This window comes from Pseudomonas citronellolis, assembly GCF_900112375.1.
Classification (GTDB): Bacteria; Pseudomonadota; Gammaproteobacteria; order Pseudomonadales; family Pseudomonadaceae; genus Pseudomonas; species Pseudomonas citronellolis.
Genome location: NZ_FOLS01000007.1, coordinates 2,620 through 20,601 on the forward strand (window position 1 = coordinate 2,620; position 17,982 = coordinate 20,601).

General features: G+C 69.9%; 18 protein-coding genes. 6 read left to right on the forward strand and 12 right to left on the reverse strand.

The features are described 5' to 3' along the window. Positions 1 to 374: 374 nt before the first annotated feature. The 3 genes from ycaC to BM060_RS08370 all read right to left on the reverse strand — a co-directional run bounded on the left by ycaC (position 375) and on the right by BM060_RS08370 (position 2,707). Complete coding sequence (gene ycaC / locus BM060_RS08360) at positions 375 to 1,001, reverse strand: isochorismate family cysteine hydrolase YcaC (RefSeq protein WP_074979124.1); 627 nt, start codon at positions 999 to 1,001, stop codon at positions 375 to 377. A gap of 53 nt (positions 1,002 to 1,054) precedes the next feature. Continuing rightward, a complete protein-coding gene (locus BM060_RS08365) occupies positions 1,055 to 1,741 on the reverse strand; it encodes a hydrolase (RefSeq protein WP_074979126.1) in 687 nt (228 codons plus the stop codon). Between the two features lie 99 nt (positions 1,742 to 1,840). After that, positions 1,841 to 2,707: a pirin family protein gene (locus tag BM060_RS08370; RefSeq protein ID WP_074979128.1), complete on the reverse strand. Its 867-nt coding sequence runs from the start codon at positions 2,705 to 2,707 to the stop codon at positions 1,841 to 1,843. 84 nt (positions 2,708 to 2,791) lie between these two features. Here BM060_RS08370 and BM060_RS08375 point away from each other — a divergent pair, with 84 nt between their 5' ends. Beyond that, positions 2,792 to 3,712 (forward strand): LysR family transcriptional regulator, encoded by a 921-nt coding sequence (locus tag BM060_RS08375; protein ID WP_074979130.1) that lies wholly within the window; start codon positions 2,792 to 2,794, stop codon positions 3,710 to 3,712. Between the two features lie 37 nt (positions 3,713 to 3,749). On the opposite strand, the gene BM060_RS08380 is transcribed toward BM060_RS08375, so the two are convergent. The 5 genes from BM060_RS08380 to BM060_RS08400 all read right to left on the reverse strand — a co-directional run bounded on the left by BM060_RS08380 (position 3,750) and on the right by BM060_RS08400 (position 8,479). Beyond that, positions 3,750 to 4,217, reverse strand: a complete 468-nt coding sequence (locus tag BM060_RS08380) for an aminoacyl-tRNA deacylase (RefSeq protein ID WP_009622089.1) — start codon at positions 4,215 to 4,217, stop codon at positions 3,750 to 3,752. Between the two features lie 134 nt (positions 4,218 to 4,351). Beyond that, on the reverse strand, positions 4,352 to 5,734 hold the full coding sequence (locus tag BM060_RS08385; RefSeq protein ID WP_074979132.1) for a tripartite tricarboxylate transporter permease: 1,383 nt from the start codon (positions 5,732 to 5,734) through the stop codon (positions 4,352 to 4,354). Further along, entirely contained in the window at positions 5,734 to 6,225 is a 492-nt protein-coding gene (locus BM060_RS08390) for a hypothetical protein (RefSeq protein WP_074979134.1), read from the reverse strand. The genes BM060_RS08385 and BM060_RS08390 overlap by 1 nt, the downstream gene beginning before the upstream one ends. A 32-nt stretch (positions 6,226 to 6,257) precedes the next feature. Continuing rightward, complete coding sequence (locus BM060_RS08395) at positions 6,258 to 7,184, reverse strand: hydroxymethylglutaryl-CoA lyase (RefSeq protein WP_074979136.1); 927 nt, start codon at positions 7,182 to 7,184, stop codon at positions 6,258 to 6,260. Further along, a complete protein-coding gene (locus BM060_RS08400) occupies positions 7,181 to 8,479 on the reverse strand; it encodes a hydroxymethylglutaryl-CoA reductase, degradative (protein WP_074979138.1) in 1,299 nt (432 codons plus the stop codon). The genes BM060_RS08395 and BM060_RS08400 overlap by 4 nt, the downstream gene beginning before the upstream one ends. 138 nt (positions 8,480 to 8,617) lie before the next feature. On the opposite strand from BM060_RS08400, the gene BM060_RS08405 reads away from it, so the two are divergent. Continuing rightward, positions 8,618 to 10,006 carry an aminotransferase-like domain-containing protein gene (locus BM060_RS08405; protein WP_074979141.1) on the forward strand — a complete coding sequence of 463 codons (1,389 nt, stop codon included), beginning with the start codon at positions 8,618 to 8,620 and terminating at the stop codon, positions 10,004 to 10,006. On the opposite strand, the gene BM060_RS08410 is transcribed toward BM060_RS08405, so the two are convergent. After that, a complete protein-coding gene (locus BM060_RS08410) occupies positions 9,982 to 10,527 on the reverse strand; it encodes a GNAT family N-acetyltransferase (protein WP_135499934.1) in 546 nt (181 codons plus the stop codon). The two genes, BM060_RS08405 and BM060_RS08410, sit on opposite strands and share 25 nt — an antisense overlap. Before the next feature lie 185 nt (positions 10,528 to 10,712). Between BM060_RS08410 and BM060_RS08415 the strand changes: the two genes are divergently transcribed. Then, entirely contained in the window at positions 10,713 to 11,090 is a 378-nt protein-coding gene (locus BM060_RS08415) for a hypothetical protein (protein ID WP_074979143.1), read from the forward strand. A 552-nt stretch (positions 11,091 to 11,642) separates the two neighbouring features. Here BM060_RS08415 and BM060_RS08420 read toward each other — a convergent pair. The 3 genes from BM060_RS08420 to BM060_RS08430 all read right to left on the reverse strand — a co-directional run bounded on the left by BM060_RS08420 (position 11,643) and on the right by BM060_RS08430 (position 15,680). Beyond that, the gene (locus BM060_RS08420) at positions 11,643 to 14,003 is read right to left on the reverse strand and encodes a TonB-dependent siderophore receptor (RefSeq protein ID WP_371857795.1); all 2,361 of its coding nucleotides are present in this window, start codon (positions 14,001 to 14,003) and stop codon (positions 11,643 to 11,645) included. 164 nt (positions 14,004 to 14,167) lie between these two features. Next, positions 14,168 to 15,130, reverse strand: coding sequence for a FecR family protein (locus BM060_RS08425; protein WP_074979147.1), 963 nt, complete (start codon positions 15,128 to 15,130; stop codon positions 14,168 to 14,170). Positions 15,131 to 15,182: 52 nt separating this feature from the next. Further along, entirely contained in the window at positions 15,183 to 15,680 is a 498-nt protein-coding gene (locus BM060_RS08430; RefSeq protein ID WP_074979149.1) for a sigma-70 family RNA polymerase sigma factor, read from the reverse strand. Between the two features lie 168 nt (positions 15,681 to 15,848). Here BM060_RS08430 and BM060_RS08435 point away from each other — a divergent pair, with 168 nt between their 5' ends. The 3 genes from BM060_RS08435 (at position 15,849) to BM060_RS08445 (ending at position 17,932) form a co-directional block, all read left to right on the forward strand. Next, positions 15,849 to 16,358 carry a DUF4142 domain-containing protein gene (locus BM060_RS08435; protein WP_074979151.1) on the forward strand — a complete coding sequence of 170 codons (510 nt, stop codon included), beginning with the start codon at positions 15,849 to 15,851 and terminating at the stop codon, positions 16,356 to 16,358. 130 nt (positions 16,359 to 16,488) lie between these two features. Then, entirely contained in the window at positions 16,489 to 16,803 is a 315-nt protein-coding gene (locus BM060_RS08440) for a hypothetical protein (protein ID WP_074979154.1), read from the forward strand. Positions 16,804 to 16,957: 154 nt separating this feature from the next. Continuing rightward, entirely contained in the window at positions 16,958 to 17,932 is a 975-nt protein-coding gene (locus BM060_RS08445; RefSeq protein ID WP_074979157.1) for a DNA-binding protein, read from the forward strand. Positions 17,933 to 17,982: the final 50 nt, after the last annotated feature.

Sequence of the window (17,982 nt, forward strand, 5' to 3'; positions counted from 1 at the left end):
GTCCCTGTAGCCCGCGGGGCTCTCGCGACATCCATGTCGCATGACCTCCTGAGCGCCGGTTTCGCTCGGCCTTCTGAAGGGGCGTTTCGGTGCGCGCGGAGGTTTCTCTGGAAATCCGTAGGGCGCATAACACCTACGGCGTTATCCGCCGAATCGCGGACGGAGTCCGCTCCTACGGTTACTGGGAAGCACGGGCGTAGGAGCGGACTTTGTCCGCGATTGGATTCTCCGGCCACGCCGGACGCCCCGGTGGTACGAACGGCGCCCTCTCCCTTCAGGGAGAGGGTTACGGACTTTGCCCTCGAACCGCCGGCCGGGCGTCCCCAGCCGGCGGCCGATTGGAGCGCGCACCGCTGCACCGGTGCGCGCCGGGCTCACTTCCCAGCAGTCAACGTGCTGTAGCTGGTGATCAGGTTGCGGTAGTCCGGGATATGGCTGGAGAACAACGCCGCCAGGCCCTCGATGTCGTTGCGCCAGTCGCGGTGCAGTTCGCAGGCCACGCCGAACCAAGTCATCAGTTGCGCGCCGGCGGCTTCCATGCGGCGCCAGGCGGCGTCGCGGGTGACTTCGTTGAAGGTGCCGGAGGCGTCGGCCACCACGAAGACGTCGAAGCCCTCCTCCAGGGCCGATAGCGCCGGGAAGGCCACGCAGACTTCGGTGACTACGCCGGCGATGATCAGTTGCTTCTTGCCGGTGGCCTTCACCGCCTTGACGAAGTCCTCGTTGTCCCAGGCGTTGATGTTACCCGGGCGGGCGATGTACGGGGCGTCGGGGAAGAGTTCCTTCAGTTCCGGCACCAGCGGGCCGTTGGGGCCGCTCTCGAAGCTGGTGGTGAGGATGGTCGGCAGCTTGAAGTACTTGGCCAGGTCCGCCAGGGCCAGCACGTTGTTCTTGAACTTGTCCGGTTCGATGTCGCGCACCAGGGACAGCAGTCCGGCCTGGTGGTCGACCAGCAGCACGGCGGCCTGGGTTTTGTCGAGGCAAACATAGGGCTTGCTCATTGCGCTTTCCTCTTGCTGGGGGAAACGCCCGGCCCGCGCCGGGCAAGGGGGCATCAGCGCTGCGAATCCAGCGCTTCGTGGTTGCTCACCACCGCCTGGGCCTTGGTGTAGCTTTCGATCAGCAGGCGGTAGTGCGGGAAGATGTGGCTGTAGGCCTCGGCCCAGTCGGCGGCATCGGGGCGGTTCCAGGTGCGCTGGATTTCCGAGCACACCGCGGCGGTGTCCATGGGCACCACGCCGGCCTGCACCACGCGGGCCAGGGTGATTTCCTGGGCGGCCTTGGAGTAGGTGCCGGAGGCGTCGATCACCGCGAACACCCGGTAGCCGGCGTTGACCGCGGCGATCGCCGGGAAGGCCATGCACACGCTGGTGATGGTGCCGGCGATGACCAGGGTCTTCTTGCCGGTCTTCTCCACTGCGGCGACGAAGTCGGGGTTGTCCCAGGCGTTGATCTCGCCCTTGCGCGCCACGTACTGCGCGTGCGGCGCGGCCTCGTGGATCTCGGGGATCAGCGGGCCGTTGGGGCCCTGGGGCACCGAGGCGGTGGTGATCAGCGGGATCTTCGCCAGGCTCGCGATCTTCGCCAGGGTGATGGCGTTGGCGCGCAGCTCGGTCATGGGCATGTCCTTGACCGTCTGGAACAGCCCGCTCTGGTGGTCGATCAGCAGCATGGCGGTGTCGTCGGGGTCGATCACCGGGCGCTGGCCGTCGAAGTTGGCGACGTTGTCGAATCGGCTCATTTTCGTTTCCTCGCAAGTGGGCGTCCTGCCCGAATGGCCCGCGCGTCCCGGGCGGGCGTCCAACCAGACTAGGCGCTGGCCGAGTCCGGCACGTGACGCTCAGCCGGCCATCTGTCCGAAACGCCCGTGGCGGAAGTCGTCGAGGGCCTGCTCGATCTGCTCGCGGCTGTTCATGACGAAGGGGCCGTAGCCGACGATGGGTTCGTCCAGCGGCTCGCCGGACAGCAGCAGCGCCAGGGCGTCGCTTTCGGTCTCGATGTGGATGGCATCGCCTTGCCGTTCGAACAGCACCAGTTGGCCCTCCTCCGCCCGTTGCCCGCCGTTCAGCCGCAGGCTGCCGCGCAGCACCACCAGCGCCGTGTTGCGGCCCGGCTCGACGCGCAGCTCGAAGGCCTTGCCGGCGTTCAGGCGCAGGTCCCACAGGTCCAGCGGACTGAAGCTGTGGGCCGGACCGCGATGGCTGCGGTAGTCGCCGGCGATCACCCGCAGCTGGCCGGCGCCGCCGGGCAGCTCGGCGCGGGGGATGCTGGCGTCCAGCAGGGTCTGGTAGGCCGGCGCGGCGAGCTTGTCGCGCGCCGGCAGGTTCACCCACAGCTGCACCATGTGCAGGGTGCCGCCGCTACGGCTGAAGGCTGGGGCGTGGTATTCCTCGTGGAGGATGCCGGCGCCGGCGGTCATCCATTGCACGTCGCCGGGGCCGATGCGCCCGCCGGCGCCGCTGGAGTCGCGGTGCTCCAGCTCGCCCTGGTAGACCAGGGTGACGGTCTCGAAGCCGCGGTGCGGGTGCTGGCCGACACCGCGGCGCGCGCCGTCGCCGGGGAAGTCCTGCGGCCCGGCGTGGTCGAGCAGCAGGAAGGGGCTGAGCTGGTCGCCCAGGCGGTCGTAGGAGAACAGGGTGCGGACCGGGAAGCCGTCGCCGACCCAGTGCGGACGCGGGGCGCTGTAGATGCCGAGGATGTCTTTCATGGGGTGCCTCCTGAGTGCATGGAGACACCTTAGGACTGCAACGCTACAGCCGGTAGACTGCGAAAATCACCTTCAGCGTTCCATATGGAGAACAGCGCCGTGGAAGACCTCAACGACCTCTACTACTTCGCCCAGGTGGTCGAGCATGGCGGCTTCGCCCCGGCCGGGCGGGCCCTGGGCGAGCCCAAGTCGAAGCTCAGCCGGCGCATCGCCGCCCTGGAGGAACGCCTGGGCGTGCGCCTGATCCAGCGTTCCACCCGGCACTTCTCGGTGACCGAGATCGGCCAGGACTACCACCGCCACTGCCTGGCCATGCTGGTGGAAGCCGAGGGCGCCGCCGAGGTCATCGAGCGCCACCGCGCCGAGCCCCAGGGCCGGGTGCGGCTGAGCTGCCCCACGGCGCTGCTGAACTTCTGGGTCGGCCCGATGCTGGCCGAGTTCATGCTGCGCTACCCGCTGGTGGAGCTGCAGGTGGAAGCCACCAACCGCCAGGTGGACCTGATCCAGGAAGGCTTCGACATTGCCCTGCGCGTGCGCTTCCCGCCGCTGGAAGGCAGCGAGCTGGTGATGAAGGTGCTGGGCGAGAGCCGGCAGATGGTGGTGGGCGCGCCGGCCCTGCGCCAGCGCCTGGGCGAGCGCCCCTCGCCCACCGAGGTGGCGGCGCTGCCGACGCTGCACTGGGGCTCGCCGCAACGTGAGTACCAATGGCAGCTGGACGGCCCCGAGGGGGTACGCGCCCAGGCCCGCTACCAGCCGCGGCTGATCACCGACGACCTGATGGCGCTGCGCCAGGCGGCGCTGGCCGGGGTGGGCGCCGTGCACCTGCCCTCGGTGGTGGTGCGCGAGCAACTGGCCGGCGGCAGCCTGGTCAACCTGCTGCCGGACTGGGCGCCGCGCACCGGCATCGTGCATGCCGTCTACCCTTCCCGGCGCGGCCTGCTGCCGTCGGTGCGCGGCTTGCTGGACTTCCTCGGCCAGGGCTTCGCCCACAGCGACATGGCCTGACGCCCGGGGCCTAGCGGCGCAGGCGCCCGCCATCCCGCTATTCGCAGAAGCGCCCTTGCCGCGCCTCGGGCATCAGCTCCAGGTACTGGCGGCCGCTCATGTGCACCACGGCGTTGTGGTCACCGGCCTCGAAGTAGATGTCCGCCTGCTCGCCCAGGGATTCATCGATCAGGGTTTCCAGGCCGAACAGGCTGCCCACCGCCGGGATGGCGCCGGGCGCGCAGTCCTCGAAGCGCGCGGAGAAATCGCCCTCGCGGGCCAGGCGCCAGTTGCGCCGGGTGAGCTTGTGCACCTTGTGCAGGTCGACCTGGCGGCTGGCCGGCACCACGGCCATCAGCCAGTGGCCCTGGAAGTCGTCGAGGATCACCGGCTTGGCCATCTGCTGCGGCGGCACGCCGGCGCGGCGGGCGGCCTCGCGGGTGGTCATGGACGTGGCGTGGGGCAACAGGTCGTAGCGGCTGCGGTGCTGCGACAGGCAATTCTGCAAGCGACTGGACATGCTCATGGCTCACCTCCGGGAAGCGGCGCCGCCCCACTGCCCCGTGGCGCCGGCGCGGCCGGCTGGCGGAGGCTTCCCGCCCCCGTTTGCTCCAGTCTAGCGCCGCCGCCCCGGCACGGGCGGCGGGCCGACCAGGGGCGTCAGTCGGCCAGCGCGAGCAGCGCCGGCACGCTGAGCACGGCGGTGTAGAAGCCCATGAACTGCACGCCGATGTTGAAGCCCAGGAAGCGCCCGAGCAGGCCGCCGACCAGGCCCATGCTGAGGATCACCAGCAGGCCCAGCAGCCCGCCCTCCCACAGGCCGACCACCAGGATCAGGCCGACGAAGGTGGCGATCACCGCCTCGTGGCTCACGCGCTGCGAGACGAACGCGGCGGCGCGGTGGGCGAAGTTCATCGCGAAGGGATAGGCGACGAGCGCCGCCACCAGCACCGCCAGCAGGCCGACCACGAGGAATTCCCAGGGCCCCATCAGGCTGTGCAGGTTGTGCACCTGGCCGCTGGCGGCATCCACGTGGAAGCGCGGCGGCGCGTTGAACAGCGGCGCCGCCGGGCCCGCGGCCACCGGGCTGAGCGGCAGGCCGAAGGCGATCAGCGGGATCATCGCCTCGGCGATGTAGGTGGATTCGGTCACCCCGTTGCGCACGGCCAGCACCGAGGTCAGGCGGTGGTAGGCGTGGCGGATGCGCGAACCGACGACCTCGCCGAGGATCACCGTCATGGCCACCGGGCTGAACACGAAGGTGGCGCTGGACAGCGCGGCGGTGCCGAGGGTCCAGCCGGTCTGGCGGCGGTCGAGCACCTTGAGCGGGTTGGGGAAGTAGCCGTCCCAGCCCTTCACGTCCGGCGCCAGGGCGAAGGTGCGCGGCTCGCTGCGGCGCATGCGCTGGCGCTCGGCGGGCGCCAGCAGGGCGAACAGCGAGACGATCAGCGGCCCCACGGCGATGCCGAGGAAGTAGCTGACCGTAAGCTTCACCCCGTGCTGGGCGGTCAGCGTCTGCAGCGCCACGATCAGCAGCACGAAGGGCCCCAGGGCCAGCAGCGCGGCCCAGCGCCCGGCGGAGAACCAGGCGATGGCCAGGGCCGCGCAGAGGAACACCCAGGGCGCCGCCTGCTTGATGGCCGCGCCGAAGGGCGCCAGCAACACCGCGAAGAGCACCGCCAAGGGCACGGCGATGAACGCCGCCAGCACCGCGCCGGAGATCATCTTGCGCAGGGCGATGTGCGGCACGCCGAGGTTGCGCAGGAAGTTCGCCTCGCGCATCAGCGGCGTGGCCATGGTGTCGCCGGGGATGCCCAGCAGCGCCGTGGGCACCGCGTGGGTCATGTGCTTGGCCACCGCGCCGGCGAGGAAGAAGGCGAACACCCCGGCCGGCGCCACGCCCAGCAGCACCACCAGCAGGGTCAGCGGCGCCAGGGTGGTGGTTTCGTCGCTGCCGGAGACCAGGCCGATGGCGGCGAACAGCAGCGCCCCGGTCACGGCCATCAGCAGGGCGATGGGCAACTGCTCGATGAAAAGCTCCATCAGGCCGCCCCTCCCGTTGCCGGCGCCACGGCGGGCGCGGGCTTCTCCCGGGGCGCGCTCGCCTGGGCGAACAGCTCGTACAGCTGGACTTCCTTCAGCTCCGCCAGCACCTCCGGCGGCAGTTCGTGCAATTCGCCGAGGCCGCCGTATTCGGCCTCCAGCTCGCGCAGGGCGCGCTCGCGCCAGGCGGCGTCGGCCACGTGCTCGACCACCCGGCGCTTGGGCTTGAACAGCACGGCGCTGATCGCCCCGCCGGCCAGGCAGCCGAGGATGCCCACCAGCATGGCGTAGGCGCGGGCCATCTGCGCCGATTCGACGACGCCGAGGAACAGCCGCTCGGCGAGCAGGAAGGCGCCCAGGCTGACCAGCGCGCCTATGGCGATGGCGCCGGCCAGGTGGCGGCTGTCGACGGTGTCGCCCCAGACTTCGTAGAGCCGGGAGTCGGATTGGGGGTTCGGCGCTGGCAGCGGCGCCGTTTCGTGGATGTTCATGGTGTGGCTCCTGCCCTGCCGGGCTCTTGTTGTTATGGCGCGGTCGCGCAGGTTCGCGGCTGCCGCTCGGCGGCCACCAGGGCGCGGCCGGCGCGCGAGGCGTTGGGCCGGCCCAGGCGGCGGCTGATGAGGGTGCCCAGGCGGGCCACGGCCGGCAGGTCGATACCGGTGGCGTAGCCCATGCCGTGCAGCAGGTGCAGCACGTCCTCGGTGGCAACGTTGCCGCCGGCCCCCGGCGAATAAGGGCAGCCGCCGAGGCCGGCAAGCGAGCTGTCGAAGGTGCGCACCCCGGCCTGCAGCGCCGCGAGCAGGTTGGCCAGGGCCATGCCGAAGGTGTCGTGGAAGTGCCCGGCGAGCGCCGTCAGCGGCAGGCGCTGGGCGCAATGCTCCAGCAGCCGCGCGGTGGCGTCCGGGGTGCCCTTGCCGAGGGTGTCGCCCAGGCTGATCTCGTAGCAGCCCAGGGCATGCAGACGCTCGGCCACCTCGCCGGCCTGCTGCGGCGCCACCGGGCCGCTGTAGGGGCAGTCGAGCACGCAGGACACGTAGCCGCGCACCCGCACGCCCCGCTCGCGGGCCAGGGCCAGCACCGGTTCGAAGCGGAGCAGGCTGTCGTCGATGGAGCAGTTGATGTTGCGCTGGGAGAAGGCCTCGGAGGCGGCGGCGAACACCGCCACCTCCTCGCAGCCCGCCGCCAGCGCCGCCTCCAGGCCCACCAGGTTGGGCACCAGGGCGCTGAAGCGCACCCCGGGCCGGCGCCCGAGGCGCCGCAGCACCTCGTCGCTGCCGGCCATCTGCGGCACCCAGCGCGGCGAGACGAAGGCGCCGGCCTCGATGTGCCGCAGCCCGGCGTCCGCCAGCTGCCGGACCAGATCGATGCGCGCCTCCACGGGCAGCACCTGTGGCTCGTTCTGCAGACCGTCGCGCGGGCCGACCTCGACGATCCTGACGAAGCCGCTCATGCGCCGCGCCTTTCGCGCAGCAGTTCCACGGCGCGGTCGGCGCGCACGTCGCCGGCTTCCACCAGGCGCCGCGCCAGCCAGTCCACTTCCTCGCCGCGGGCGCCGGCCACCAGGGCGATGTTGCGCGCGTGCAGCGCCATGTGGCCGCGCTGGATGCCTTCGCAGGCCAGGGCGCGCAAGGCCCCGAGGTTCTGCGCCAGGCCCACGGCCACGGCGATTTCGGCCAGTTCCTGGGCGCTGCGCACGGCGAGGATGCGCAGCGACAGCTGGGCCAGCGGATGGGTGCGGGTGGCGCCGCCGACCAGGCCCACCGGCATGGGCATCTCGATGCTGCCCACCAGGTGGCCTTCGGCGTCCTTCTCCCAGGTGCTCAGCGAGCCGTAGTGGCCGCTGCGGCAGGCATAGGCGTGGGCGCCAGCCTCCACGGCGCGCCAGTCGTTGCCGGTGGCGACGATCAGGGGGTCAATACCGTTCATGATGCCCTTGTTGTGTGTGGCCGCGCGGTAGGGGTCGACGGCGGCGAAGCAGTAGGCGTCGAGGATGCCCTCGATCACCGCTTCGCCGCTGTAGTCCGGCGACTGCAACTGTTGTGGGGCGATACGGACCTGGGCCCGGGCCAGGCGCAGGTCGGCGAGGTTGGAGAGGATGCGCAGGCGCGCCTGGCCGCCGGTGATGCGTTCCATCAGCGGGGCCACGGCCTCCGCCATGGTGTTCACCGTGTTGGCGCCCATGGCGTCGCGCACGTCGACGATCAGGTGGGCCACCAGCATCGGCCCGCGCGGGCTGTCGGCGAAGCAGTGCACTTCCAGGTCGCGGCAGCCGCCGCCCAGGCTGTTGAGCAACTGGTCCTTGCGGTTGGCCAGCTCGACGATCTCGTCCTTGTGCCGCAGCAGCGCCAGGCGCGCGTTGAACGGGTCGCCCAGGCCCACCAGTTGGACCTGGGCGCGCATCAGCGGCGCGCTGCTGGAGGTCTGGAAGCCGCCGCCGGCGCGGGCCAGCTTGGCCATGTAGGAGGCGGCGGCGACGATCGACGGCTCCTCCACCACCATCGGCACCAGCAGCTCGCGGCCGTTGACCACGAAGTTGCTGGCCACCGCGTAGGGCAGCTCGAAGGTGCCGAGCACGTTCTCGATCATGCCGTTGGCCACCGCCAGCGGCAGTGCGCCGGGTGTGCCCAGGTGCTGCAGTTCGGGCAACTGCAGCAGGGCCTCGAGGTGGTCGAGGCGCTGGCGTGGCGACAGGTTGCGGAATTCGGGAAGGCGGGAATCGATGAGCATCGGGGCGTCCATTGTCATTCTTGTGCGTCGCTCTTGTGGGATGCGGGCGGCGAAGGGCCGCCCGAGGCCCCAAGGTGCTATGACTGGTCCCGCTGTTGAAGGTACAGTTCGCTCCAACAGTACCCACACTGTACCCATGACAGCCCGGAGACCGCCGTGCCCCGCCAGACCCTCGCCGAACAGGTCGCCCAGTCCCTCGCCCGGCAGATCCGCGAAGGCGCGCTGCAGCGCGGCGACCGCCTGCCCTCGCTGCGCGAATACATGCGCCTGCACGGCCATTCGAAGAACACCGTGATCACCGCCTACGAGCTGCTGGCCGCCCAGGGCCTGGTGGAGGCGCGCCACGGCAAGGGCTTCTTCGTCCGCGCCAGTGCCCCACGCAACAGCGAGGCCGAGGAACCCCTGCCCTACACCCGCGCCCTGGACACCATCTGGATGATGCACCAGCAGTTCGTCCGCGAGCCGGCCCGGGCGCCGCTGGGCGAAGGCTTCCCGCCGGTGGCCTGGCTGCAGGACATGCGCCTGGACCGCTTCACCCGCCAAGTGCTGCGCACCGACGCCAATTCGCTGTTCCGCTATGGCAACCGCCTGGGCAACCCGGCCCTGCGCCAGAGCCTGGTGCGCCGCCTGGCCGGCTACGCCATCGACGGCAACCCGCGGCAGATCCTCACCACCCACGGCGCCAACCATGCGCTGGACCTGATCGTCCGGCGCTTCGTCGCCCCCGGCGACGCGGTGCTGGTGGAAAACCCCGGCTACTACCCGCTGTTCGGCAAGCTGCAACTGCAGGGCGCGCGCATGCTCAGCGTGCCGCGCCTGGCCGACGGGCCGGACCTGCAGGCGCTGGAGCAACTGCTGCGCCACGAGCGGCCGAAGCTGTTCTTCCTGCAGTCGGTGGGGCACAACCCCACCGGCTCGGACATCTCGCCGGTGAAGGCGCACCAGTTGCTGAAACTGGCCGACGAGCACGACCTGCTGCTGGTCGAGGACGACGCCATGGCCGACTTCAAGCCCAGCTCGGCGATCAAGGTCGCCACCCTCGACCAGCTACGCCGCACGCTCTACGTCGGCAGCTTCTCCAAGTCGATCTCGGCCTCGCTGCGGGTCGGCTTCATCGCCGGCAGCCGCGAGCGCATCGAGGAACTGGCGGACCTGAAGATGCTGCTGCACACCAGTTGCTCGGAGCTGTGCGAGCGCACGGTGGACGTGGCGCTGGGCGAAGGCTACTTCCTGCGCCACCTCACCCGCCTGCAGGCCCAGGTCGCCACCGCCACCCACGCCGGGCTCGCAGTGCTGGACGCGCTGGGCGCCGAAGTGCTGTGCCGCCCGCAGCAGAGCCTGTACCTGTGGGCGCGCTTCCCGCACATCGACGACGCCGAGGCCTTCACCCGCGATGCGCTGCCCCAGGGCCTGGCGCTGGCGCCGGGCGCGATCTTCAGCACCGACCGCGGCCAGGCCAACCCCTGGATGCGCCTGAACGTGGCCTACCTGCAGGACCCGCTGTTCGCCGCCTGCGTGCGTCAGGCCGGCGGCTCGCGGCGGTAGATGAGGGTGTCCTGGGTGCCGTGCCAGGCATCGTTGCGCACCCCGCGCAGGGTGCGCACCAGGCGGAAGCCGGCGGCCTCGGCCAGGCGCTGGCTGCGCGGGTTGGCCGAGGAGGTGGTGAGGTACAGCCGGGCCCGCGGCAACTGCCCGCAGACCTCGCGCAGCGCCGCGCTCAGGTAGCCCTGGCCGGCGAAGCGCGAACTGGCCCAGTAGCCGATCACGTAGCTGTCGCCCCTGCCCCGCGGCTGCAGGCCGATGCAGCCGATCACCTCGGCGCGGTCGGCGGACAGCAGGAACAGGCGCTTCTCCGCCAATGGCGCGGCGTAGTTGGCGATGGCGCCCTTGAGCGAGCGCAGCACCTGCTCGGCGCTCACCTGCGGGGTCACCCAGTCGAGGAAGGGCGCGTGCTCCGCGTAGCTGTCCTGCAACGCCCGGCGCAAGGGCTCGCAGAGCGCCAGGCTGGGGCGCACCAGCACGGCGTCGCGGGTCGTCAGACGGTACTCCACGGGTGGCGTCGGCATGGCGGGGGTTCTTCGGGCGATGACGGTTCGCCAGCCTACCGCAGCCCGGCGCCGCCGGCACCTGCGCTGACGGCCACCCTGGCGCCTGCTTTACTACGAGCAGGGCCGGCCCGCCGTTCCAGGGAGCCGCGGAGCCACTGAAACACCCACGCGAGGAGACCGCGCGCAGTGACGGAGGCCAAGCCATGATCGACCTGGAACTGACCCGGCGCCTGCTCGACGGCGCCCTTCGCGCCGACGGCGGGCCCTTCCCGGTGGAGGCCATCGCCCGCCACTACCACGCAGAACTGCACCGCCGCCTAGGCGCGGAAACGCCGGATGCCGACGTGGTCATCGCCAACGCCCTGATCCTCACCGACCTGCTGCGCCGCCTGGGGCTGCTGGAGGGCATCTACCACGGCAACGAGGTCGGCACTCCCAGCGACGGCGAACGTGTGACCGAAGATGGCAAGCGTTTCCTGGCCTTGCTGGATGATCCGCGGTTCGTCGAATACCTGGGCAGGCAGCCCTTGCGTGGTGATCGCGATACGGTGCTGGAGGCGATTCGACGGTTCAGCGTGTAGGAGCAACTGTCTTGCATGCCGCGCCGAAGGTGCTCTTCGTAGGAGCGAGCTTGCTCGCGAACAGACTCCGCAGCGGGGGTTCATTCGCGAGCAAGCTCGCTCCTACGAGAAGCCGTGCTAGCCGGAACCCCGGCGTAGGATGGGTTGAGCGAAGCGATACCCATCGCCATGACCGCATGGGTTTCGCAAACTCAACCCATCCTACGGACCTCCGCCATTTCCGCGAACGTAGGGCGTATAACCGTTCGCGGTTATACGCCGTTGGCCCAAGCACCGGAGCCAAGGACAGCAACCCATCCTACGGAGCGCAAGCGCGATGCAGACCTATACGGCTGACTCAGGACTTCCTGTTCACACCGGACGGTCCCCTCTCCCGCTTGCGGGGGAGGGTTAGGGAGGGGGAAACATGGCGTCAGGAGAAACACCATGCCTCGGATCAAGCTCCGTTCCCTCTCCCCAGCCCTCTCCCTGAAGGGAGAGGGGGCTGTCCGGAGTAGCCGGGAGGTTGGGCGTCATCCTGACACCCCGGCGCCCATCCCAGATCAGGCTCTGTCAGAACCCCACACTAGCCTGCACGAAGAACGTCCGCGGCTGACCAACATAGATGCCGGCGTTATTGTCGCTGGAGCGGGTGAAGCTCTCCTTGTCGAAGAGGTTCTTCACCCCCGCGCCGAGCTTGAGGTTGGACAGCTGCGGGCCGAAGTCGTAGCCCACCCGGGCGTTCCACAGGGCGTAGCCGGGGATGTCGCCGTACTGGCCGTCGGCGGTCGGTTCGGTGATGTAGTTGTGGGTGAAGCTGCCGTCGGCGTTGGTGCTCGGGCCGGGGGCGCGTTGGGCGGATTGGGCGAAGGCGTCGACGTTGTAGGTCCAGCGGTCGCGCACGTAGCGCAGGCCCAGGGTGGCCACCTGGCGCGAGTAGAACGGCAGGTCGCGGCCCTTGAAGCCGGGGATCTCGCCTTCGTAGGTGGCACGGGTGTAGGCCAGGGTGCCGTAGGCGGTCAGGCCTTCCAGGCGCGGGTCCAGCGCGGCCAGGTCGTAGTGCGCGGAGGTCTCGATGCCCTGGTGCTTGGTGGCGCCCAGATTGGTCCAGCCCACGTCGTTGCTGATGTACTGCAGCTCGTCGTCGAAGTCGATGTAGAACAGCGTCACCTCGCCGCCGAAGGCGCCGTCGTCGTAGCGCGTGCCGATCTCGTAGGTGCGCGCCTTCTCCGGCTCCAGGCCGTCGGCGGTCTGGTCGCCGCGGCCGCCCTGGCCGAGCTGGAAGTACTGCAGGCTGCCGAAGGAGGTCTCGTAGTTGGCGAACAGCTTCCAGGCGTCGGAGACGTGGTACATCACGCTCAGCGCCGGCAGCGGCTCGTTGTAGTCCTTGCTGCGGTTCTTCGCCTGCACCGGCTTGCCCTTGTTGTCCAGCACCGGGCGGTCCTGCCAGTCGGTGGAGATGCGCTCGAAGCGGATGCCGGGGGTGACCGTCCAGTTGCCGACGTCGATCTTGTCGTCGATGTACAGCGAGTTGGCCTCGGTGCCGCCGGTGCGGTCCTGGTAGATGTGGCCGTCGGCGCCGGGTTGCGGCGTCGGCACGTTGTTCACCAGGGCCACCTGGGAGGCGCGCTCTTCCATGTCTTCCTTCAGGTAGCGGTAGCCGATGCTCGCCTCCTGGGTGGTCGGGCCGACGAAGAAGATCCGCGAGACGCGCGGCTCGAAGCCGAAGGTGTGGTAGTCGCGCGGGTAGGACGCCAGGGTCTTGAGGTCGCGGTTGGCGATGTCGCTGCCGCGGAAGCTGTCGCTGTAGTAGGTCAGCACTTCCAGCTGGGTCAGGTCGTCGATCTTGCGCGTCCACTTGAACGAGCCGTCGCTGCGGCGGCCGCGGAAGTTGTCGTAGTCGCGCACCGACTGGTACGGGTCGTGGTCGTACTGGGCCTGGGTCAGGCCGCCGGGCATGTCGGCGGTGCCGTCGTAGTAGTGCAGGTTCAGGGCGAAATCGTCGGCGTCGGTGGGCGCCCAGTGGGTCTTGAGGGTGACGTCGTCGATGTCGTTGTGGTTGTTGCTGTCGCGGTAGCCGTCGCCCTTCACCCCGGAATACAGCAGGGCCATGCCGATGCCGTTGTCCGCGGTGCCGCCGACGAAGGCGTTCTGCATCTGCTTCCAGCCGCCGTGGCCGGCGTGCTCGACGGTGGTGCCGACTTCGCCGGAGAACTTCTCGGGGATGGCGCGGGTGACGAAGTTGATCACCCCGCCGACGTTCTGCGGACCGTAGCGCACGGAGCCGGCGCCGCGGACCACGTCGATGCTGTCGTAGCTGCCGGCCACGCCGGGGAACATCGACAGCTGCGGCTGGCCGTAGGGCGCCACGGCGGCCGGCACGCCGTCGATGAGGATGGTCGAGCGCGGCGACAGGCGCGAGGTCAGGCCGCGCACGCCGACGTTGAGGGAAACGTCGCTGCCGCCGGTGCCGTTGTTGTCCTGCACCTGCACGCCGGGGATGCCGCGCAGCGCCTCGCGCACGCTGACCACGCCCTTCTCCTGCATGGCCTCGCGGCGCACCACGGTGCGCGCGCCGGGGTGGTTCTGCACGTCGCGCTCCTGGGCGTCGGCCAGCCAGTCGCCGACCACCTTCACCTCGGAGGATTCCATCTGCAGCGGTTCGTCGGCGCCGGCCGCGCGCTTGCGCAGGACGATGCCGTTGCCGACAACTTCGTAGTCCAGGCCGCTGCCCTGCAGCAGGCGTTCCAGGGCCTGTTCCGGAGTCAGCTCGCCGCTGACCGCCGGGGCCTGCTTGCCTTCCACCAGGTCGGGGGTGAAGAACAGTTGCAGCGAAGTCTGCTGGCCCAGTTGCTTGAGCGCGTCGTTCAGCGGCATCGGGCGGATGTCCACCTGGGCGGCCTGGGCCTGGCCGATGGCGGCGGCGATGGCCAGGCTCAGGGCCAGCGGCAGCAGGTGGCGGGCGGTGCGGTTGGAGCGGCGGTGCGAAGGGTTGGTCACGATGTTCCTGTTCCTTGAGGTCCCAATGGCGGCGCGCAGGAAACGGGCCTTGCGAGCCTTTGCCGGGGAAGACGAAACAGGGCGATGAAAACCTGAATCTAACGGAGAATTATTTCGCTTGAGCCGTCGGCCAAGGTCTGCACCTTGACCGGCAACAGGTGCGGCAGCGCCATCAGCAAGGCGTTGGTGTCGTCCACGCGGAACACGCTGGTCAGGCGCATCTTCGCCACTTCCGGGCTACCGACGCGCAGCGGCTGGGCGCGGTAGCGGGAAACCTCGCGGGCCACTTCGGCCAGGCTCGCGCCGTTGAACACCAGGCGCCCGTCGCGCCAGGCGGTCTGCGCGGCAACATCGGTGGCCGCGGCCGGCGCCACCCGCCCCTGGGCGTCGATGTGCGTGCCCAGGCCCGCGGTCAGCAATTGCTCGGCGCTGGCCGCTTCACGCCCGGCGACCCGCACCTTGCCCTCCTCCACCGCCACCCGCACCTCGTCGGCGTCGCGGCGCACGTCGAAGCGCGTGCCGGTAACGGTCACCGCGCCCAGGCCGGCGTCCACCACGAAAGGCCTGTCGGCGGCATGGGCGACGCTGAACATGGCTTCGCCGCGTTCCAGGGTCACGTCGCGGCGTTGGTCGTGGAAGCGTACCTGCAGGCGGGTATTGCCGTTGAGTTCCAGTTGGCTGCCGTCGGGCAACTCCACCTGGCGGCGCTCGCCCAGGGCGGTGTGGAACTCGGCGCTGTAGTCGCGGCCCCAGCCGCTGAACAGCGCGATGCCGGCGGCCAGCCCGGCCACGCAGGCCGCCGCGGCGAACGCCGGCCAGCGCCGCCGGGTCTTTTGCGGGCGCAAGGCGACCGGCTCGTCGGCGGCCAATTCGCGCAGGCGCTGCGCCGGGATCAGGTCGGCGGCGCCCCACAGGCGCTGCAGCTGCTCGAATTCGTCGCGGTGTTCCGGCGTCGCCAGCCACGCGTCGAAGGCGGCCTGCTCGGCGGCGTCCAGGGCGCCGTCCTGCACCCGCGCGAACCAGCGGGCGGCGGCATCGCGCGGTTGTTCGGTCAACGCCATGGGGCGCTCCCCGGCGAGGTGCTTGGGGTCGGTTTCACTGGCTGGTCCTTCATCACGGTGTGTCGCCCAGGCGGTCCCTGAGGTGGCGCAGGGTACGGATCATATATTTTTCCACCATGTTCTTGCTCAGCCCCAGGCGCTCGGCGATTTCCGCCTGGGACAGCCCCTCCAGCTTCTGCCAGACGAATACCTTGCGGCAATTGGCCGGCAGTTCGGCCAGGGCGCGTTCGATGGAACTGGCCAGCTGTACCGCGTGCATGGTGGTCTCCGGGTCGCCGTCGGGCGCTTCGTGCTCGTCCAGGTGCTCGATGCCCACCGGCGGATGCGCCTGTTCGCGGCGGAAGGCGTCGATGGCCAGGTTGCGCGCCGTGCGGTGCAGGTAGGCGCGCGGCTGCGCCACCGTGGCCTGCGGGGCTTCCAGCAGGCGCAGGTAGGTGTCGTGGGCCAGGTCCTCCGCCTCGTGCCGATTGCGCAGGCGGCGGGTCCAGGCTCCGATGAGCTCCTCGTAGTGTTCGAAGAGGCCAGGCTTGCGCGGGGGTTTGGCGGGCATGGGAGGAATAAACGCGAAGAATGAGCAAATGGTAATGCTTCCTGTTTTCCACTTGCAATCTCCGCCCGGCAACTTCCCGCGGCATTTCCCCGGCAAGCCTCCGGAACCCCGGGGCGCCTGCGCCCGTCAACCCAGTAGACACAACGCAACGAGGAAGGAGCATCGAACATGAAAGGCACTGGCATCCTCCGCGGCGCCCTGCTCTGGGGCGCCCTGCTGGTATCCGCACCGCTGCTGGCGGCCGATACCGGGGTGCAGGACTTCGTCAGCCGGGCCTCGGCCACCGGCCTGGCCACCATAGACGCGGCGAAAATGGCGCTGAGCAAGAGCCGCTCGGCGGACGTGAAGACCTTCGCAGTCCACCTCATCGACGACAACACCAAGGCCCAGGTCCAGCTCAAGACCCTGGCCGAAAGCCGCCAGCTGCAACTGGCGGAAGGGCCCGACGAGGCCGACAGCGCCAGGCTGAAGGAACTGGAGACGCGCCAGGACGACTTCGACGCGGCCTTCGCCAGCAGCCAGGTCCGCGCCCAGGAAGAGGCGCTGCAGCTGTTCAGCGAAGCGGCGCAACAGACCGCGGACGAGGACCTGCGGCAATTCGCCCAGAACAACCTGGCGGTGTTGCGCCTGCACCTGCAGATGGCCCGCCAGCTGGCCGAGGCCCATGGCGACGGCTGAGTGGCGTATCGCCGAATCCTCGTCGAGCGCCGGCCGCCATCGGACGAAACCGGCTACACCTACAGGGGACGATGGCTCCGGGCAGTGCAAGAAGGTCCGGAGCAGGCCCATGAAGACACAGGAGAACCCCATGACCCCGCATCGATGGTTTCCCTCCCGCCGCCACGACAGCGTGGCCGAACTGCAGACACTGGTCGACGAGCTGACGGCGCTGCTCGATGGCGGCCGCGAGCTGGCCGCCAAGGACATCCCCGCGTTCAAGGCGCGCCTGCGCCACCTGACCGACGACTGCCAGGCCATCGGCGACCGCCTGGCCTACCAGGGCCGGCGCGCGCTGCGCCGCGGCGGCGACTATGCCAGCGAGCATCCCTGGCAGGTCGCGCTCATCCTCGCCGCCACCTGCGGTGCGCTGGCCGCCGTCTGCCTGGTGAGCCGCCGGCGCTGAACCGACGCCACGCCCGCCCACGCTACTCATCGACCTTCGAATCCCTCCCCCTGCGCGCCGCCCTCACGGGCGGCGCATTGGGCGCTTTCGCATTGTGCATTTTTAGTATGTAATTACATGCTACATAGTACGGTACGAAACGAGCGAAACAGCCATGGCACGGGGCGGAATCAACAAGGCACTGGTACAGAAAGCACGCATGGCCATACTGGCCCGCGGGGAAAACCCGAGCATCGATGCCCTGCGCGTCGAGCTGGGCAACACCGGCTCCAAGACCACCATCCATCGCTACCTGAAGGAGCTGGAAGCCGAGGCCGGCGGCACGGCCGGGCATCCCCTCGCCTTCAGCGAAGAGTTGGGCAACCTGGTGGCGCAGCTGGCCGAGCGCCTGCAACAGGAAGCCCGCGACTCGGTGGCCGAGGACCGCGCCCGGCTGTCCCGCGAGCGCCTGGACTACCAGCAGCAGGTCCGCGGCGCCCAGGCGCGCATCGAGCAGCTACAGGCGCAGAACCAGGCGCTGGAGGCGCAACTGCGGGAAACCCGCGAGCAGCTGGAACAGACGCGCCAGCAGAAGCACCAGGGCGAGCTGACCAGCGCGCGCCTGCGCCAGGCCGCCGGCGACCTGGAAACCCGCCTGCGCGAACGCGACGCGCAGATAGCCTCGCTGGAGGAAAAGCACAACCACGCCCGCTTCACCCTGGAGCAGCAGCGCCAGGCCATGAAGGAACATCAGGAGCAGGAGCAACGCCAGCACCAGGCCCAGCTGCAGCAGCTGACGGAAGAACTGCGCCAGTCCCAGCAGCACCTGGCCGCGCGCCAGGACGAGCTGACGCGGCTGAACCGCGACAACGAGCGCCTGCTCACCGAGGCGCGCCTGCTGCGCGACCAGCAGCAGGAACAGCAGCAACAACTGGCCCGCCACACCCTGGCGATGGAAGCCCTGCGCCAGGAGCGGGCCCAGGCCGAAGGCGCCCGCTCGGTGCTGGAGCAGCGCAACCTGGCCCAGGGCGAGGAACTGGCGCGCCTGGAACAGCACGGCCGCGAGCAGTCCCGGCAATTGCAGGCCCTGCAACAGCGCCTGCAGGAGCTGAGCCTGGCGCTGCGCGACGAAGCGCCGGGCGCGTCCTGAAGGGCCTTCTGCGACTTATTGCCGGTGGCGCCCCGCGTCTTGCCAGCTAG

Bases quoted from the DNA above. Each gene is read 5' to 3' on its own strand.
- ycaC (WP_074979124.1), bottom strand. From the start codon at position 1,001: ATGAGCAAGCCCTATGTTTGCCTCGACAAAACCCAGGCCGCCGTGCTG.
- BM060_RS08365 (WP_074979126.1), bottom strand. From the start codon at position 1,741: ATGAGCCGATTCGACAACGTCGCCAACTTCGACGGCCAGCGCCCGGTG.
- BM060_RS08370 (WP_074979128.1), bottom strand. From the start codon at position 2,707: ATGAAAGACATCCTCGGCATCTACAGCGCCCCGCGTCCGCACTGGGTC.
- BM060_RS08375 (WP_074979130.1), top strand. From the start codon at position 2,792: ATGGAGAACAGCGCCGTGGAAGACCTCAACGACCTCTACTACTTCGCC.
- BM060_RS08380 (WP_009622089.1), bottom strand. From the start codon at position 4,217: ATGAGCATGTCCAGTCGCTTGCAGAATTGCCTGTCGCAGCACCGCAGC.
- BM060_RS08385 (WP_074979132.1), bottom strand. From the start codon at position 5,734: ATGGAGCTTTTCATCGAGCAGTTGCCCATCGCCCTGCTGATGGCCGTG.
- BM060_RS08390 (WP_074979134.1), bottom strand. From the start codon at position 6,225: ATGAACATCCACGAAACGGCGCCGCTGCCAGCGCCGAACCCCCAATCC.
- BM060_RS08395 (WP_074979136.1), bottom strand. From the start codon at position 7,184: ATGAGCGGCTTCGTCAGGATCGTCGAGGTCGGCCCGCGCGACGGTCTG.
- BM060_RS08400 (WP_074979138.1), bottom strand. From the start codon at position 8,479: ATGACAATGGACGCCCCGATGCTCATCGATTCCCGCCTTCCCGAATTC.
- BM060_RS08410 (WP_135499934.1), bottom strand. From the start codon at position 10,527: ATGCCGACGCCACCCGTGGAGTACCGTCTGACGACCCGCGACGCCGTG.
- BM060_RS08415 (WP_074979143.1), top strand. From the start codon at position 10,713: ATGATCGACCTGGAACTGACCCGGCGCCTGCTCGACGGCGCCCTTCGC.
- BM060_RS08425 (WP_074979147.1), bottom strand. From the start codon at position 15,130: ATGGCGTTGACCGAACAACCGCGCGATGCCGCCGCCCGCTGGTTCGCG.
- BM060_RS08430 (WP_074979149.1), bottom strand. From the start codon at position 15,680: ATGCCCGCCAAACCCCCGCGCAAGCCTGGCCTCTTCGAACACTACGAG.
- BM060_RS08435 (WP_074979151.1), top strand. From the start codon at position 15,849: ATGAAAGGCACTGGCATCCTCCGCGGCGCCCTGCTCTGGGGCGCCCTG.
- BM060_RS08440 (WP_074979154.1), top strand. From the start codon at position 16,489: ATGACCCCGCATCGATGGTTTCCCTCCCGCCGCCACGACAGCGTGGCC.
- BM060_RS08445 (WP_074979157.1), top strand. From the start codon at position 16,958: ATGGCACGGGGCGGAATCAACAAGGCACTGGTACAGAAAGCACGCATG.